General features: G+C 46.6%; 15 protein-coding genes and 1 pseudogene. 12 read left to right on the top strand and 4 right to left on the bottom strand.

Annotated features, from left to right (window positions below; genetic code table 11):
- Window positions 1-26: 26 nt before the first annotated feature.
- The 6 genes from hemB to BLCOC_RS16315 all read left to right on the top strand — a co-directional run bounded on the left by hemB (window position 27) and on the right by BLCOC_RS16315 (window position 5298).
- Window positions 27-1010 carry a porphobilinogen synthase gene (gene hemB / locus BLCOC_RS16340; RefSeq protein ID WP_115622791.1) on the top strand — a complete coding sequence of 328 codons (984 nt, stop codon included), beginning with the start codon at window positions 27-29 and terminating at the stop codon, window positions 1008-1010.
- Window positions 1010-2287, top strand: a complete 1278-nt coding sequence (hemL, locus tag BLCOC_RS16335; RefSeq protein WP_115622790.1) for a glutamate-1-semialdehyde 2,1-aminomutase — start codon at window positions 1010-1012, stop codon at window positions 2285-2287. The genes hemB and hemL overlap by 1 nt, the downstream gene beginning before the upstream one ends.
- 27 nt (window positions 2288-2314) lie before the next feature.
- The gene (locus tag BLCOC_RS16330; protein ID WP_115622789.1) at window positions 2315-4015 is read left to right on the top strand and encodes a MutS-related protein; all 1701 of its coding nucleotides are present in this window, start codon (window positions 2315-2317) and stop codon (window positions 4013-4015) included.
- Window position 4016: 1 nt separating this feature from the next.
- Complete coding sequence (rnhA, locus tag BLCOC_RS16325; protein WP_115622788.1) at window positions 4017-4490, top strand: ribonuclease HI; 474 nt, start codon at window positions 4017-4019, stop codon at window positions 4488-4490.
- A gap of 96 nt (window positions 4491-4586) precedes the next feature.
- Entirely contained in the window at window positions 4587-4760 is a 174-nt protein-coding gene (locus BLCOC_RS16320; RefSeq protein ID WP_018597594.1) for a hypothetical protein, read from the top strand.
- A gap of 1 nt (window position 4761) precedes the next feature.
- Complete coding sequence (locus BLCOC_RS16315; RefSeq protein ID WP_115622787.1) at window positions 4762-5298, top strand: N-acetyltransferase; 537 nt, start codon at window positions 4762-4764, stop codon at window positions 5296-5298.
- An 88-nt stretch (window positions 5299-5386) separates the two neighbouring features.
- Here BLCOC_RS16315 and BLCOC_RS16310 read toward each other — a convergent pair.
- From BLCOC_RS16310 to BLCOC_RS16295, 3 genes and pseudogenes are all read right to left on the bottom strand, one after another.
- Window positions 5387-6723, bottom strand: a pseudogene (locus tag BLCOC_RS16310) (MFS transporter).
- A gap of 519 nt (window positions 6724-7242) precedes the next feature.
- A complete protein-coding gene (locus tag BLCOC_RS16300) occupies window positions 7243-8010 on the bottom strand; it encodes a class I SAM-dependent methyltransferase (RefSeq protein ID WP_115622786.1) in 768 nt (255 codons plus the stop codon).
- Window positions 8011-8161: 151 nt separating this feature from the next.
- On the bottom strand, window positions 8162-9088 hold the full coding sequence (locus BLCOC_RS16295) for an AraC family transcriptional regulator (RefSeq protein ID WP_115622785.1): 927 nt from the start codon (window positions 9086-9088) through the stop codon (window positions 8162-8164).
- A 167-nt stretch (window positions 9089-9255) separates the two neighbouring features.
- Here BLCOC_RS16295 and BLCOC_RS16290 point away from each other — a divergent pair, with 167 nt between their 5' ends.
- Window positions 9256-9885 (top strand): YczE/YyaS/YitT family protein, encoded by a 630-nt coding sequence (locus tag BLCOC_RS16290; protein WP_029468747.1) that lies wholly within the window; start codon window positions 9256-9258, stop codon window positions 9883-9885.
- A gap of 69 nt (window positions 9886-9954) precedes the next feature.
- Window positions 9955-12594 (top strand): alanine--tRNA ligase, encoded by a 2640-nt coding sequence (gene alaS, locus BLCOC_RS16285; protein WP_029468748.1) that lies wholly within the window; start codon window positions 9955-9957, stop codon window positions 12592-12594.
- Window positions 12595-12755: 161 nt separating this feature from the next.
- Here the strand turns inward: alaS and BLCOC_RS16280 are convergent, their stop codons facing one another.
- Window positions 12756-13055: a DUF6506 family protein gene (locus BLCOC_RS16280; protein ID WP_207660195.1), complete on the bottom strand. Its 300-nt coding sequence runs from the start codon at window positions 13053-13055 to the stop codon at window positions 12756-12758.
- Window positions 13056-13259: 204 nt separating this feature from the next.
- Between BLCOC_RS16280 and BLCOC_RS16275 the strand changes: the two genes are divergently transcribed.
- The 4 genes from BLCOC_RS16275 (at window position 13260) to BLCOC_RS16260 (ending at window position 17751) form a co-directional block, all read left to right on the top strand.
- Window positions 13260-14801 carry a uracil permease gene (locus BLCOC_RS16275; protein WP_207660194.1) on the top strand — a complete coding sequence of 514 codons (1542 nt, stop codon included), beginning with the start codon at window positions 13260-13262 and terminating at the stop codon, window positions 14799-14801.
- Between the two features lie 121 nt (window positions 14802-14922).
- Window positions 14923-15882 (top strand): RibD family protein, encoded by a 960-nt coding sequence (locus BLCOC_RS16270; RefSeq protein WP_115622783.1) that lies wholly within the window; start codon window positions 14923-14925, stop codon window positions 15880-15882.
- A gap of 38 nt (window positions 15883-15920) precedes the next feature.
- Window positions 15921-16703, top strand: coding sequence for a class I fructose-bisphosphate aldolase (locus BLCOC_RS16265; RefSeq protein WP_115622782.1), 783 nt, complete (start codon window positions 15921-15923; stop codon window positions 16701-16703).
- Window positions 16704-16722: 19 nt separating this feature from the next.
- Window positions 16723-17751, top strand: a complete 1029-nt coding sequence (locus BLCOC_RS16260) for a zinc-dependent alcohol dehydrogenase (protein WP_115622781.1) — start codon at window positions 16723-16725, stop codon at window positions 17749-17751.
- The last annotated feature ends 50 nt before the right edge of the window (window positions 17752-17801 follow it).

The raw sequence follows: 17801 nt of genomic DNA, 5'->3' as shown, positions 1-17801 counted from the left end.
ACAGAGGAATAAAGGAGTGTAGCAGCATGGAAATGACAGTCAGACCGAGAAGGCTTCGGAAAAATGATACCCTGCGCAGGATGGTGCGCGAGACCAGGATGGACAAAAGTTCCCTGATCTACCCTATATTTGTCCGCGAGGGAGAGAATATGGAGGAAGAAATACCCTCCATGGAAGGACAGTTCCGATACAGCATTGACAGACTGCCCTATGCCCTGGAAGGGCTTATGAATGCAGGCGTGGATAAAGTGATGTTTTTCGGCATTCCGGACGAAAAGGATGAGGTGGGAAGTCAGGCGTATGCGGAGAACGGAATTGTGCAGAGAGCGCTTCGGGAGGCCAGAAAACAGTTCCCGGAAATGTATCTGATCACAGATGTCTGCATGTGCGAGTACACATCCCACGGCCACTGCGGCGTGCTGTGCGGACATGATGTGGAAAATGATGCAACGCTGGAGCTTCTGGCAAAGACAGCCCTGTCCCACGTGGAGGCAGGGGCTGATATGGTGGCACCTTCAGATATGATGGACGGCAGAGTGGGGGCGATCCGTGAAATCCTGGATACCCATCAGCACAAGGATATACCGATCATGTCCTATGCGGTAAAATATGCCTCTGCTTTTTACGGCCCCTTCAGGGAGGCAGCAGGTTCTGCTCCCTCTTTCGGAGACAGAAAGAGCTATCAGATGGATTACCACAATAAAAGGGAAGGCCTGAAAGAAGCGCTTCTTGACGTGCAGGAGGGCGCTGATATCATTATGGTGAAACCGGCTCTATCCTACCTGGATGTGATCAGTGAAGTGAAACAGAGTATCCATCTGCCGGTAGCAGCTTATTCTGTCAGCGGTGAGTACGCCATGGTGAAGGCAGGGGCAAAGCTTGGATATATTGACGAGGAGAAGATCATCTGTGAGATGGCAGTGAGCACATACCGGGCCGGAGCAGATATTTACCTGACTTATTTTGCAAAAGAGCTGGCCGGATTTATGGACGAAGGGAGAATCGGGTAATGACAAGATCAGAGGAATTATTTGAGCGCGCTGTAAAACGGATTCCCGGAGGTGTGAACAGCCCTGTGCGGGCTTACGGCGCCATTGGAGAGACGCCGCGCTTTATTCAGGGTGCAGTGGGAAGCAAAATATTTGATGTGGACGGTAATGCCTACACGGACTATATTGGGTCCTGGGGACCTATGATCCTGGGGCATAATCATCCCGCCATCCGCGAGGCTGTGATCAAGGCCAGTGAAAACGGCTTGAGCTTTGGCTGTGCAACAGCAAAAGAGGTGGAGATGGCAGAATTCATCTGTGAAAGGATCCCTCATGTAGAGATGATCCGCATGGTTAATTCCGGCACAGAAGCAGTCATGAGCGCCATCCGTGTTGCCAGAGGTTTTACGGGAAAAGATAAGATCATCAAGTTTGCGGGATGCTACCATGGACATACAGATGCCATGCTGGTGAGCGCGGGAAGCGGTGTCATGACCAGCGGTGTGCCGGACAGTGCCGGTGTGCCAAAAGGCTGTACACAGGACACGATGATCGCTGTGTACAACGATCTTACCAGTGTGGAAGAGCTTTTGACCAAGAGTAAAGACCAGACGGCCGCTGTGATCGTGGAGCCTGTGGGCGCCAATATGGGCGTGGTCCCTCCCGCGGACGGTTTTCTTGAAGGACTCCGTTCCCTCTGTGACAAGCATGGAGCACTGCTGATCTTTGATGAAGTGATCACCGGATTCCGCCTTAAATTTGACGGAGCCGCAGGATTTTACGGTGTCAGGCCTGACCTTGTCACCTATGGAAAGATCATCGGTGCGGGAATGCCAGTGGGTGCCTATGGCGGAAGAAAAGAGATCATGGAAAAGGTTTCCCCGGCAGGACCGGTGTACCAGGCGGGAACGCTCAGTGGCAATCCCATTGCCATGGCAGCAGGGCTTGCCCAGCTTAAAATCCTCTATGAAGATCCGGAAATCTATACAAGGCTGTATCAGAAAGGGGAGATGATGTTCGAGGGGATCCGCAGGATCTTCACGGAGAACAATATTTCTTACCAGGTGAACAGCGTGGCATCTCTGGGATGCATCTTCTTTACAGAGGAGAAGGTGACAGATTATGCATCTGCCAAGACTTCAGATACAAACGCATTTGCCGCATATTTCAAATATATGCTGAATCATGGGGTGCATCTGGCACCATCACAGTTTGAAGCCATGTTCCTGTCAGATGCCCATACAGAAGAGGATATTGAAGCGGCACTGAAGCTGATAAAGGATTATTTCTGCGCATAACCGGCAAAAGGAAAACGGAGGACAGCTATGAGTGAGACAACCTTGTGGACAGGGCTGATTGTCATTTTTGTGGCAGTCGTATTTGTGACCATGTTTCAGGAAAACAAGAGAAGACAGAGAGAGTTTTTTCAGAAGATAAAAAAGGGCTGGGGCCAGATTCCGGACCGGGAATACACATGGGATAAGCTGGAGCAGATCGCGCAGTATTACCGGGAGAGAAAAGACGATCGGTTTGTCATAGACGATATCACCTGGAATGATCTGGATATGGACAGAGTGTTCATGCTTCTGAATCAGACCGTATCCTCCCCGGGTGAGGATTATCTGTATTATATGCTCCGTACTCCTGAATTCCAGGAGGAAAAGCTGGCCGAGAAGGAGCAACTGTACAGCTTTTTCCGGGAACACGAGAAGGAACGCCGGAAGGTCCAGGAAATCCTGGCACATATCAGAAAACCACCCACAGCGTCTGTCTATCAGGCCATTCATGTGACAAAAGAGTATGATGCGGGAAAGACATGGAAGCAGATCCTCATGTGTCTGGCTTTTGTGCTCTCCATAGCGGCGTTCATTGCTGTTCCGAGATACGGCGTTTTTGTGTTTCTGTTTGTGACCTGTATCAATATGGGGACATATTTGAAGGACAAGGAAGTCATCAATATATACCTGACCGGATTTAGATGTATGCTGCAGCTTTTAAACGGCGCAAATTCCCTGAGTAAGCTGAAGATGGGGGAGCTTCACAGGTATACGGAACGGCTGAACGCCTGTGAAAAGGAATTTTCCGGTTTTCGCAAGGGGGCCAGTCTTGTTTTGGACCGGGATGGTTTTGCCAGCGGCCCGGAATCCTTTATCCTGGATTATATCCGAATGATGACCCACATAGATCTGATCAAGTTTAATTCCATGATGAAGGCTATGAAGGAGCACAGGGCGGAAGCTGAGGAGATGCTGGAGATATACGGACTTCTGGATGCCTGCATTTCCATTGCTTCCTTCAGAGAAGCGATGCCTTACTACTGCGTGCCAGAGTTTACAGGGTATAAAAGGGGAAGTGACGTGAGGATGAAGGTGGAAAACCTGTACCATCCGCTGATCCATGAACCTGTGGCGAACAGTATTGAGGCCTCCGGGGGCATTCTGGTAACCGGATCCAATGCTTCCGGAAAATCCACGTTCCTAAAAAACGTGGCGCTGAATGCCATTCTTGCCCAGACGGTGAACACTTGTACAGCAACAAAATACGCTGCGCCGTTTTTTAAGATACAGACTTCTATGGCACTCAGGGATGATCTGGAGAGCAGTGAGAGCTATTACATTGTGGAGATCAAGTCTCTGAAGAGAATACTGGAGGAGTCCCGGGACGAGACACCTCTTCTGTGTATCATCGACGAAGTGCTCAGGGGAACCAACACCATAGAGAGGATCGCAGCATCCTCCAACATTCTGGCTCATTTGAGAAAGCCCCATGTGCTGCCGTTTGCGGCAACTCATGATATTGAGCTGTCCTATATGCTGGAGGGGGCTTATACCAACTATCACTTTGAGGAGGAAGTCAAGGAGGATGACGTGGAGTTCAACTATCTGCTGAAAAAGGGCAGGGTTACCACAAGAAACGCCATTCGTCTGCTCTCTATGGTGGGATACGACAGAGTGATCGTAAAAGAATCAGAAGCTGCGGTGGCAGATTTTGAATCCACCGGAATCTGGAAAAAGGTAGGAAATTAATATGCTTGTAAAAATATATACAGACGGTTCTGCCAGGGGAAATCCGGATGGACCGGGAGGATACGGCTGTGTCCTCCACTACACAGATGCAAAAGGAACGCTGCATGAGCGTGAATTTTCCCAGGGATATGTGCGTACCACCAACAACCGCATGGAGCTGATGGCAGCCATTGTGGGTCTGGAAGCGCTGACAAAACCGTGTGAGGTGGAACTGTACTCAGATTCCAAGTATCTGGTGGACGCCTTTAACCAGCACTGGATCGACAGTTGGCTGAAAAAGGGCTGGAAACGGGGGAAAAACGAACCGGTTAAGAATGTGGATCTGTGGAAACGGCTTTTGAAGGCAAAAGAGCCTCACCGTGTGGTTTTTATCTGGGTGAAAGGACATGACGGACACGAGATGAATGAGCGCTGTGACTATCTGGCTACCAGCGCGGCAGATGGAGATGATCTGCTGGTTGATCCTGGTGTGTAAAAACTATAATATTGTAAAAGATATAGGTGACAACATTTTATACTTTACAGTAAATTTATCTAATGTTATAATTCATGTAAAGAAAGGAGGATTATCATGAACTATGCTTGTGTTTCAAAACAGCCTTTTATTACAAAAAAAGATTTATCTGTGAAAAAACCTTTGCTGGCTGAAGCAAAGTCACGGAGAGAGTTTATTCGTTCTCATGATTTTACAGTCAATGTTGATCCTTCTACAAAAATAGCGGAGATAAAAGTTACGAAGAGGTAATATGGAGAAAGCGCTAAATGTTGTTAAGTATGATGCCAGTTTGCAAAAGCTGGCATCTTCTTTCCATTCAGGAAATAATTATCTGGATAAATTTTTAAGAGAGTCTGTTTCGTTGGATGATGGTTTTGGCAAAACATACGTATTTTTGTCAGAAGACAATCAAAATATTATAGGTTATTACAATTTGGGATTAGGTTACATAGAACAGTACGACAATAAGATCACAAAAAAGATAGGTGGTGCTATTCATATAAATTGTTTTGCGCTGGATGAACAATTCCATGGACTTTTGCAGATGTATACAGATGACGGGATCAAAATAAATCTATCAGATGTTTTATTAAATGATTGTTTGGAAAAAATAGAGTATATTCGACGGGAATATGTGGGTTTTTCTTTTGTGAAACTAAGTTCAACAAAAGAAGGGTATGGCTTGTATTGCAGAAATGGATTTGAGGATTTGGAAGAGGATATGGGGTTTTCAGCGGAAGATTCAGATATTGAATGTACTCCAATGTATTTACCTCTTGATATTTAAGCGGATTAGAAAATATCAAATTTATAAAGGCATGGCTGTGCAGGTGTTTCCAGTGCACGGTCATGCCTTTATTTTATCTTTTGTTTGGTTATCTGTTTTGTTTTCTCTTTTCGATTTCAGCGGAATACTTTTCGATATCCTTGCTTGACAGCTTATAACCGAATATGAGGATCAATGCTCCGAGCCCTACTGCGATAGCCGGAATGATAGTGAATCCCATGCTGATCCCACGTGCTAGTTTTACTGTAACTTCATTGGACTGCACCACTGCAAGGGAGAACCCTGCCATGGCCAGGCAGGCATTGATCAGGATACCTCTGCTAACAACACCGATCTTCAGTGGGATATTGCTCAATCCCATGATCATGCCGGTGGCATTTGTGCCTGTTTTATACTCACTGTAAATTGCACAGTCTGCGTAGAGCGCCGGTCCGCAGGCATTGGTCATGGTACAGAAGAACTGCGCGATACTTACCATAATAAGAACCATCCAGGTGCTGTTGTAGAATATGAAACCGAGTACCAGCACAACTACCATGCACAGATAAGAAATGATAACCGTGTTTCTGGCAGAAAATTTACCGGCGGCTCTTTTGGAAAGATAAGATGCAGCAACTCCCAAAAGATTGGAAATGAGGATAAAGGTGGCTGTCAGTCCTGCATTGCCTGCAACATAGGTAAAATAGTAGACGGCAATACCGCTTGCCACAAACATGTAGACGTATTTTGCCAAATCCGCAACGATCAGTCCCAGAAGATAGGGATTTGCTGCCAGGGATTTCAGCATTCCATGTCCCTTTGCTGTGTGCTGATCCTGTTTTGCTTTTTTCTCTCTCTGAAGCCTGGCAAATTCTTCCGCACCGCTTTCTTCATATCCTTCAAACATTTTAAAGTGTGCAAAATATCCTGCTGCCATCACAGCACCAAAGACAAACGCAGCCGCACCGTATGAATTTTTGGCTCCCACAACAGCGGCCAGAATGGATACAACCCCCGGTCCTACATAAGAATAGAGAACCATACCAAGTGCGCCCCATAAAGCCCTTGTCGATGAGAGTGCCATTCTGTCCTCCGGTGTTTTGGAGGCAATGTTGATCATTGAAATATTTGCCACAAAAGGAATGTTCCAGGCAATATGGCTGGTGATCGTGGCCACAATGATAATGACAATACCTGCCACTCCATCATTCAGCTTGATGAACTGAAACGCATAGAGAAACGGCACCAGCCACGGGTCACCACCAGCCAGGAGCGGTAACGCCCCCATTTCATGGGTTTCATGGTGTTGAGCAAAACACCGTATACCCAGGACAGTGCCGCATCTACCAGACTTGTGAGCGTAGCTATGAGGGTTACGATAGGTATTGTGAACTTCGCAATATCTGTCAGGAAAAATTGGAAATAATAAGTTTCAATATTGGTCATAAAATTGAAACCAAAATCTCCCACGCCAAAAAAGCGTTTTAATGATTTGCTGATTTCTTTGTGTTCATTGCTGTTCTGCTCATGATTACAGTGCTCTTCCATAATCCTTCCTCCTATGCTGTCTGTATAAAGAACAGACTTTGTTATAAGTTACATGGTCACGTTCCCTCCTATTCTTTTTTATTTTATGTATTCCGTACATAATTTTCAGGTGATCAGTAAGAAGTATAGTTCACAGTTTTATTTAAGGCTTTCATATTTCTTTTGTGCAAATAGTAGTCAGTTATTTGTTTTTTCTTCTGTTAATTATACAGCGTATATAATGAATATACAATATTTTGTTGGGATTTTAGATATTTTTGTGAAATTTTTCAGTTTTTATCATGGGCAAAAATATAAGAGAAAATAACAGGGGCTGTATCTGATGTTTTTTGAAATTTCCGCATACATAGATGGAACCGGAGCAGGCAGGCTCCGGTTCCACTGCAGACAAGGCAACAATTCATAAATTATATATATTTAATACCTGTATTTTGTGGAATAGACCATCAGTTGTAAATGGCTGCTGTTGGCAGGTTTTCCGGAGAAATCGGAGAAAGCCTGTTCTATTTTCATTCCTCTCTGTGCCAGGATATTTTGAAGTTCTGTTAAGGAATAAAGCCTTATGGGATCCCCTTCCTGAATGACAGGTGGTTTTGCAGGCGCCCCGTAGGGAAGTTCGGTTCCGCCGAACAACATAGTCCGTTTAGTAGGATCCCACTCAAATTCGGACAGAGAAAGCGCATTTCTGCCGGCATCCCACCCGCGCATAGGAAAATGAAGCTCTGCGAATTCCGCGTTACAGATATCCATAAAATGTTTGCCGCCAGGCTTTAGAGCTTTGGAAATAACATCAAATATTTTCAGATTCTCTTCCTCTGTCTCCAAATATCCAACCGCACCGTCTGCAAGGTTCAGAACCACGTCATACTCACCGGGGAAATCTATACTGCGGATATCCGTATGTATAAAGGATATATTCTTCAGATTCCTTTTTTCAGCGTTTATTCTGGCATCAAGGATATAATCTTCGGTAAGGTCAATTCCGGTAACTGAATATCCTTTTTCTGCAAACCGCAGAGCATGGCGTCCGTAACCGCATGCCAGGTCCAGGATTCTTTCGCTGCCGTTTAAGTGTAAAGTTTTAATGATGAAATCTACCTGGCGGTTGGTATCTTCTGCCCAGGACTGTTTTTTTATTTCCAGTGACCAGTTATTTTTATACCAATCCCATGATTTTGCTCTCATATATTATTCTCCTTGTTTTTTATTGCCGGCAAGATCATCATAACAGAACAGGAGAAAATTACTAGACTTGTATTGAGCGGTATGCTATAGTGTTGTAATAGATGCGGATATTTTTAGGGGCTGCTGCACGATCATTTCGTGCAGCAGCCCTTTAATCTTTATCGCTGTTTATAAGACTGCGTCGGAAGGCGGAAGGTGTAATGCCTCTTACATTTTTAAAGGTCTCGGCATAGTAACTGGAACCGGAGAAGCCGTGCTTTAATGCGATTTCTGTGATGGAGAGATCTTTTTTCAGCAGGTCGGGAATGCTCTGTTCCACACGATAGGCGTTCAGATACTCAAAAGGCGTCTGATGCAGAATGCGCTTACAGATACGTCCGCATTCCCCCGTGCTCAGTGCTGCGGCATCCGCGATATCTGCTAGAGAAATTTTCTGCGTATAATGACTCTGGATGAATTCCAGGATGGATTTGGCTTTTCCCGTGGATTCCCTGCTCCGTGCTGTTATCTTTCGTTTGGTTCCTTTTTCTGTGAACACGGCAAACAGAGCACCCCAGCAGGAGAGAAGACTGGCTTTCACGTGCAGTTCCCAGGCAAGGGGTTTTTCTTCATACAGATGCAGGCATCGAAGCAGAAGACCGGGTATGACATGGCTTTCATCTGTATTTTCAGAGCTCAAAGAGTATGCGGGAAAGGCGGCTGAGTCCAGGATCGGGGAGATATACTTTTCACGGATCAGACTGTCTTCGTATCCATACAAAAAACGGGGATGAAAAATGACGGATAAAGTGGAGGCCTCTCCGCTGATTATCGTACCCATATGCAGACAGTTGGAATTGATAAAAAGACCTTCCCCCTCCTTCATATCATAAATTGTCTCATTGACCTGATACCGCATAGCGCCGGAGAGGACAAGCATCAGTTCTGATTCGGGATGCCAATGACAGACAAAGTAAGAAGGTGCGGCGTTTCCCTCCGCTTGAAAATCTATACAGCGCACATCCACGGGAAATGCATAATTTCCGTGTGATATTTGTTCCTTTAAATTTTTATCCACTGATACAACAGATGATTTCATAGAAAACACCCCCTGAACTAAAATATGATGATATTGTTATAAAATCTGCTGAAATTCTGATAGAAAATACTGCTTTATGTCATTATACTAGAGTCCGGAAACAAGTACAAGAGAAATCAAAAGGCCCGCATTGTGCGCGCTCTGTAAAGGTTCAGGAGGGAATAAGAATGGAAAGAAAAAGTAAAAGAGGGATCATGGCATTTATTGGAATTGTTATGACAGCAGTCAGCGTGGCTTTTTTCCGCTACGCCAATTTTGGTGTTGACCCATACAGTGTACTGCTGACCGGAATAGCGCAGACTTTTCATACCAGTTTTGCTGTGGTGGCCAATGTTATGTGTGCCGTGCTTCTTGTGTTTGCATGGAAGCTGAAAAAAAGTCTGGTAGGTTTGTCTACACTTATGAATCTGCTTCTGTATGGCGCAATGACAGATGCGGTGTTATCAGCACTTAGAAGCATTTGTGAAGCGCCTTCGCTGGGTGTCAGGATCATATGTCTTGTAGGCGCAATCTTCCTGATGTCATTTTCAGGAGCCATGTACTACACTGCAGACCTGGGAGTATCTACTTATGACGCCATTGCCCTGATCATGGATGACAGAAAGATTGGAAAATTCAAATACTGCAGGATCGCTGTTGACCTCACCTGCCTGATCGCAGGAACCCTGGCGGGAGGAGAGCTTGGAATCGCAACAGTTATCATTGCCCTTACGACGGGACCGCTTATCCAGTATTTCCGCACCAATTTGACAGAACCAATCCTGGAAGGCCGCAAAATTCCCGCTTTTCTTTCTTGAAACCTGACAATTCCTGTGCTATTATTAAAACCAGTGATTTATGATAGTTACAATCAGGAGGTATGAACCGTGCAGAAATACGGAGTGAACGAACTTCGGAAAATGTTTTTGGAGTTCTTTGAAGGAAAAGGCCATCTGGCTATGAAGAGTTTTTCTCTTGTTCCCCATAATGATAAGAGTTTATTGTTGATCAATTCCGGTATGGCGCCGCTGAAGCCATACTTTACAGGCGCTGAGGTGCCGCCCAGAAAAAGGGTGACCACCTGTCAGAAATGTATCCGTACCGGTGATATTGAAAATGTAGGCAAGACTGCCCGCCACGGCACATTTTTTGAGATGCTGGGCAATTTCTCCTTTGGAGATTATTTTAAGAAGGAGGCGATCCGCTGGTCCTGGGAATTTTTGACCGAGGTGGTAGGCCTTGACGCGGACCGTCTGTATCCTTCCGTCTATCTTGACGATGACGAGGCCTTTGATATCTGGAATAAAGAGATCGGAATTCCGGCAGAGCGTATTTTCCGTTTTGGAAAAGAGGACAACTTCTGGGAGCACGGCGCAGGGCCCTGCGGACCATGTTCCGAGATTTACTACGACAGAGGCGAGCGCTATGGATGCGGGGAACCCGGCTGTACTGTGGGCTGTGAGTGTGACCGCTACATGGAAGTGTGGAACAACGTATTCACCCAGTTTGAAAATGACGGGGAAGGCCACTACGAAGAACTGCAGCAGAAGAACATTGACACAGGAATGGGCCTGGAGCGTCTGGCTGTTGCCGTGCAGGATGTGGACTCTATCTTTGATATTGACACCATCTGCGCCCTCAGAAACAAAGTCTGTGAGCTGACCGGCACAGAGTATAAAAAGGACGAAAATGTGGATGTTTCCATCCGTCTGATCACAGACCACATCCGTTCCGCTACCTTTATGATCTCCGACGGCATTATGCCCACCAACGAAGGCAGGGGATATGTGCTGCGCCGTCTGATCCGCCGCGCTGCCCGCCACGGACGTCTTCTGGGTGTAAAAGGCAATTTCCTGGCTGCGCTGAGCAGTACAGTCATTGAAGGATCCAAGGACGGTTATCCGGAGCTGGATGAGAAGAAGGACTTCATCTTTAATGTTCTGACTAAAGAAGAGGAACAGTTCAGCAAAACCATTGACCAGGGTCTGCATATTCTGGAAGAGATGGAAGCAGAGATGAAAGCAGCGGGAAGTACACAGCTTTCCGGTGAGAACGCGTTTAAGTTATATGATACCTATGGATTCCCTCTGGATCTGACAAAGGAGATCCTGGAAGAAAAAGGGATCACTATTGATGAGGCCGGTTTCAAAACAGCCATGGAAGAACAGAGGGAAAAGGCCAGAAAGGCCCGCGAAGTGACCAATTATATGGGAGCTGATGCTACCGTATATGATGAAATAGACCCGAAAGTCACAACTGAGTTTGTGGGATATGACAATCTGTCCCATCAGTCCAAGATCACAGTTCTCACCACAGATACAGAGATCGTGGAGGCACTGACAGAGGACGAGAAGGGAACCGTATTTGTGGAGGAGACTCCGTTCTACGCTACCATGGGCGGACAGGAAGGCGATAAAGGCGTGATCGAGCTGGGAGATGCCCGGTTCGTTGTAGAGGACACCATTAAGCTGCGCGGCGGCAAGGTGGGCCATGTGGGAAGACTGACAAAAGGTATGTTAAAGACAGGCGATGTGGTGACTTTAAAGGTCAGCGCAAAAGACCGTGCGGATACCTGTAAGAACCACAGTGCCACCCATCTTCTGCAGAAAGCCCTGAAAACGGTTCTGGGTTCCCATGTAGAGCAGAAGGGTTCTCTTGTGACACCGGACAGGCTGCGCTTTGACTTTGCCCATTTCCAGGCTATGACCCAGGAGGAATTGGCTCAGGTGGAGGCAATGGTCAATGAGGAGATCCAGGCAGCACTTCCCGTTGTGACAGAGGTTATGAGCATTGAAGACGCCAAGAAAACAGGGGCCATGGCTCTTTTTGGGGAAAAGTACGGAGATAGTGTGCGCGTGGTTTCCATGGGAGATTTCTCCAAGGAACTGTGCGGCGGTACCCATGTATCCAATACAGGTGTGATCACAACCTTTAAGATCGTTTCTGAGGCGGGCATCGCAGCCGGTGTGCGCCGTATCGAGGCACTGACCGGTGACGGTGTGTTCGATTACTATAAAGAAATGGAACAGAAACTGGCTCAGATCGCAGCACTTTTGAAAACCACCCCGGCGGAGGCAGTGGACAAGATCGCTCATCTGCAGGCAGAGGTGAAGGAACTCCACGGTGAAAATGAGTCCTTGAAAGCAAAACTGGCACAGGAGGCAGTGGGCGATGTGATGAACCAGGTAAAAGAGGTGAAAGGCACAAAGCTGCTGGCTGTATCCGTGGCAGATGTGGATATGAACGGACTGCGTGATCTGGGTGACCAGTTAAAAGAAAAATTGGGTGAAGGCGTGGTTGTCCTGGCCAGTGTAAACGGCGGTAAAGTAAATCTGCTGGCAATGGTGACAGACAGTGCTATGAAAGCCGGTGCACATGCAGGCAACCTGGTAAAAGGTATGGCTGCGGTTGTAGGCGGAGGCGGCGGCGGACGTCCAAATATGGCTCAGGCCGGCGGGAAGAATCCGGAAAAAGTGCCAGAAGCCCTGGAAAAAGCAGCAGAACTGCTGGAAGGCCAGTTAAAATAATTGATGTGTTTAAAAATCTATTATAATTTTATTTTGAGCAGTTAAGAAATACGAAAGCGTCAGAATTCTTTGGAAAATAAAGAGTTCTGGCGCTTTTTTTGATTTTGCTCAAATGTTTTGGTAAGGTGCAGGTCTTTTAGCGGAAGGCAGAGAGAACCCATTCAGGAAAAGAGTCTGTCGAATAAATTATCCTGCTCGGGCAGATGTATGGAAAATCCCACAGCTATTTTGCTATCTGTGGCCTTAATGACTTTTTGGGCACCGTCCGCGCCGAAAGCGCCGCACAGTTCCAGGCATTTATAGCCGCGTAACTTCAGCTCCACAGCCAATTTGCAGGCTTCCTCAAGACTTGACACTCCGAAGAATGAAGTATCATTATGGGGATTTTGAAAGAAAGCTTTTTCGCTTTCAGGGGTGTATCCTTCACCCATTACGATAGATGCAAACTTTACAATTTTCATAATTATTATACCTCCTCTAATTAGTATATACGTATATACGAAAAATGCAATGGCAAATAGTGATAAATTTGTATATACGAATTTATGCAGAATCACAGTTTCAAAAAAGTAAGGAAAAATCTATTTACAAGATGCTTGTCGTCGAATATAATGCTCATATAGACATATATACGTATATACAAATATGTGAGGTGAGGATTTATTGTGGAAAAGGTATTGGGGTGGAAATATAGATATTTTGGAAAAGGGGACTGGGAAGCATTTTTCGGATTGTTTGGGGATGTGTTCTCAAAAATAGCAGCAATAGTTGGTGTGCTTTATCTTACTGAGGGATTTCCTGCTGAGATCGTGATGGGGAAGATTTTGCCTGGAATCGCAGTTGGGTCCATTTCGGGGTGTTTGATCTATTTTGGGGAAGCATATTTTCTGGGGAAAAAAGAAGGGCGCACAGATGTGACGGCACTGCCGTTTGGAGTAAGCTCCACACAGGTATTTGCCTGGCTGTTCCTTATTTTGGTTCCCATATACAGGAAAACAGGGGATGCTGTTATGGCATGGCAGATTGCACTGGCGGCGTGTTTCTTAGGAGGTATCATTGAGGTACTGGGAGGATTTGTGAGCCGTTATCTGGTGAGATACATACCGAACTCCGCGCTGATGGGGAATATGGCAGCCGGAGCACTTGTATGGCTTTCCTTCAATGGATTCGTCACTGTATTCCAGGCGCCTGTTATCAGTGTGCTGCCGCTGTTCCTGCTGATTTTGGCATTCAGGGTAAAACGTCCTTTTGTAAAAGGAATCCCGAATACACTTGTGATCCTGGTATTGGGAGGGGTGCTGGCCTGGATAACCGGTTACTGCAGTACACAGAGTTTTCGGGAATCGCTGGATTTTGTGGGATTTTATCCGCCAAGTCTGACGGTTACGGATGTGTTTGAGGGGTTTGGGAAGATTGGACCGTATCTCTCCATCATCGTACCGCTTCAGATTGCCAATTTTATCTCCACCATGCAGGCAGTACAAAGCGCTGCCATGTCAGGAGACAGATATCCTGTGAAACGCAGCATGATACTGGATGGGATGACGACAATAGTTTCCTCTTTCACAGGAAGCCCTTTTCCAACATCCGTCTATTACGGACATCCGGGATGGAAGAAGATTGGGACCAGGAGCGGATATACGCTCTGTATGGCAGTGATGTATCTCACTTGCTTTTTCGGGATACCGCTCATGATATTGGAAATCGTACCCTATGAAGTGATCATCATACTTCTTGTATTCGTAGGTCTCACCGTGGCATCAGAGGTTGTGGACAACTTGGAGAAGGAGTACAGCAGTGTGATATTTGTATCGCTGTTTCCTATACTAGCCCAGTATATCTGCAATCTTATCAATGATGTCCTGTCTGTGGCAGGCACCAGTGTGGCCGAGATTGGACTTGAAAAGTTCGGTGATGCCGGAGTCGCTGTCTATGCATTTCAGGTGTTGTCTTACGGCGCATTTGCTTCCAGCCTGCTCTATGCGGCCTGGATGGCATATATTTACCGGAGAAGATTCAAGGCGGCAGGGTTCACGGCAATTCTGCTGGCAGTTCTGTCAGCGATGGGCTTTATACACTGTGAACAGATGAGCTGGCTGCCGCGTACAGGGGTCATGTTCTCTGTGATTTATCTTGCGGTGGGAGCCGGGTGCTTTTTTGCAGAGCACAGGGAGAAGAAAAAATTGTTTGAAAAGATTCAAATTTAAATGGAATGTAACCGGCCTTTTGCAAGGGGACGCCCGGATAAAGGCTGTTGCAGATAAAGGCAGGAACCGGAAGGTTCTTGTGATAATATAAAAGAATGTACAAGGAAAAGGAGAAGGTACTATGGCAATACCACAGATTCAATTTGATGAAAAACCCATTGAATTAAAAAAGATTTATGACAATACGGAAAAAATGGGGTATGTAAAAGAAGGTCTTCCCTGCAAGAAGACGGACAGAGTGTACGGAAAGCTGATGTTTGGGGAGACACCAAAAGAGAGGCCGCTTACTTACGCATCTTATGTTATGTCCGTGGACGGGAAGATTGCCTTTGAAGACAATGAAGTGGGACCCATGATTGCAAAGACCAATATGCTGGATAAAGACGGCGCAACTGCTGATTTCTGGGTCCTCAATCTTCTGAGAGCCAACTGTGACGGAATCATTATCGGCAGCGGCACACTGATCAAAGAGCCGGAATATTCGGGCAGTGCCTATGACCCGGATCTGCTGCAGGCCAGAACTGAAAATGGAAGGCCCCTGGCCCCCTGGACGGTTATTGTGACTACATCCGGCAGGAAAATACCCTTTGGAAATCCTGTTTTTGGACAGGAAGAGGTTCCGGTGGTGATCGCAACTTCCCCCAATGGGTTCGAGAACCTGAAAAAGGAGATCAACAAACCTTATTATAAGCTTCCAACAGCAGACAGTGAGGCTGACAGAAAAGAAATCCGCTGTTTGACAGAAGAAAATCTGGGTAAGATTGCAGTTTTGGTGACAGGAGAAGGTTCTGACACAGATACTACAGAGATCATGAAAGTGCTGAGAGCCATGGGAATGGAAAAGGTATTGGTGGAATCTCCAACATACTGTCACCACATGATGCGTGAAGGGGTTCTGGATGAAATATTTATCAATACTTCCTGTGTGTTTGTAGGCGGACAGGCTACAGGAATCGGCACATCCAGCCAGTCCTTCCCGTCTACCAGCCACCCACACAGTGAAATTGTGACTATGCATATACACAGTCCCCATTTCTTCTATACAAGATACAGGATGATTTACCCTGCAACAGAAAAATAAAAACACCCGAATGGGAAATACAGAAAGGATACGATAGTATGAATTTGAAAACAAGAAGAATGAGCCACATATTTAAAGAGGATGGAAAAGCGCTGATCGTTGCCATGGACCACGGTACTTTTAACGGTGCATCAGCCGGTTTGGAACATCCCGGTGAGACTTTGAGCCAGATTGCAGAGGGTGGGGCAGACGCGGTGTTGTGCAACTTTGGAGTTGCCAGAAAGTTTGCGAAAGAGCTGGCACCGCTGGGATATATAGCCAGACTGGACCTGCCTCCCACTTATATGGGACAGGGGCATGACAGCCGACTTGTATTTGATGCGGAATATGCCCTGCGTATGGGAGCAGACGCGGTTATGGTAAATGTGGGACAGGGTATAGGTGTGGAGGAACCGACATATCCGCATCTGGCCGAGGCTATTGCTTACTGTGACAGCATAGGAATGCCGGTATGTTCTGAGCCGGTACCGGGCGGATTCGATGCAGGAAAAGAGTTCAAGACTCTGGATAATATTGCGAGAGGCGCAAGGATCGCCTGCGAGATAGGATGCGACTTCATGAAAGTGGGATATGCACCGGGATTTGAAAGAGTCGTGGATGAGACATTCGTGCCTCTGGTTGTTCTGGGCGGCGCGAAGACAGATGACGAAAAAGAGTTCCTGGCATCCATAAAGGCAGCTATGGATGCAGGTGCAAGCGGTGTGGCGATTGGAAGGAATGTCTGGGGCGGAGGCAATACGGTGCGCATGACCAGAGCACTTTCTGCCATTATCCACAGAAATGTGTCAGTAGAGGAAGCTTATGAAATTTTAAGAGGATAAAAAGCAGGAGGAGAAGAATATGAGAGCAGCAATTATGCCGGAACCTGGCAAAATAGAGATGATAGATGTGACACTGCCCGAAATGCAGGAGGATGAGGTGCTTATAGACGTCAAGGCAGTGGGCATCTGTACCTTTGAACAGGGATATTATTATGGCAAATCCCAGGGATTTCCCTTTGCAGGCGGCCATGAAATCTGCGGCGTTGTGGAAAAAGCAGGGAGCAAAGTAGCGCAGAAGCTGAAACCCGGTGACAAAGTGATCGTCCTCAGTCTGACGCGCTGCGGTGAGTGCTATTACTGCAGAAAGGGATATGACAACCAGTGTGAAAATGCAAAAGATGTACAGAAAATTCCTGGCGTGGACGGACCCGGCGGATTTGCGGACAAATTCATTGCCAAGGGATATGAAGTGTTTAAAATCGACGAGAGCGTACCATTTGAGCGGGGAATTCTGGCAGAACCTCTGGCCTGTGTGACACACAGCATGAATATGTCTGGAATCGGAAGCGGAGATTATGCGCTGATCTGCGGCGCCGGTGCCATGGGGGTGATCCATATCCTTCTGGCAAAGCTCAGGGGTGCAAAGGTGATCGTAAGCGAACCGTCTGAGGAGAGAAGAAAGAAAGCTCTGGAGTTTGGTGCCGATCATGTGGTCAATCCTCTGGAACAAGATCTTCAAAAAACAGTTGAGGAGATCACAGACGGCAGAGGTGTGGAGAAGGCTTTTTTCACGGCAGGGGGAAAAGCGGCAATCGAGGGAGCTATCCAGGCACTGGCCATCCGCGGCACTCTGGTCATCTACGGAGGTACAGGCCCCAACGATTCCTTTACCGTTAATCCGAAATGGTTCCATTATAAGGAGATTACGATCACAGGTGTGACCAAGCATACAAAAGAGACTATCCGTGTTGCCGCAGAGCTTTTGAGCTTAAAAGAACTGCCTCTGGACCGCCTGATTACATCCAGATTCCCCTTTGAAAAGATTGAGGACGCCCTCATTGAGGCGAGACAGGTTTCGTCTTACCGTCCCGTTGTGCTCATGGACTGAGAGGCTCCGTCAGGACCGTATAGATCAGGATGAATGTTTCAGGAAAGGAA

This window comes from Blautia coccoides, from assembly GCF_034355335.1.
In the GTDB taxonomy this organism is placed as follows: Bacteria; Bacillota; Clostridia; order Lachnospirales; family Lachnospiraceae; genus Blautia; species Blautia producta.
This window is presented reverse-complemented; position numbering and strand designations above follow the sequence as displayed.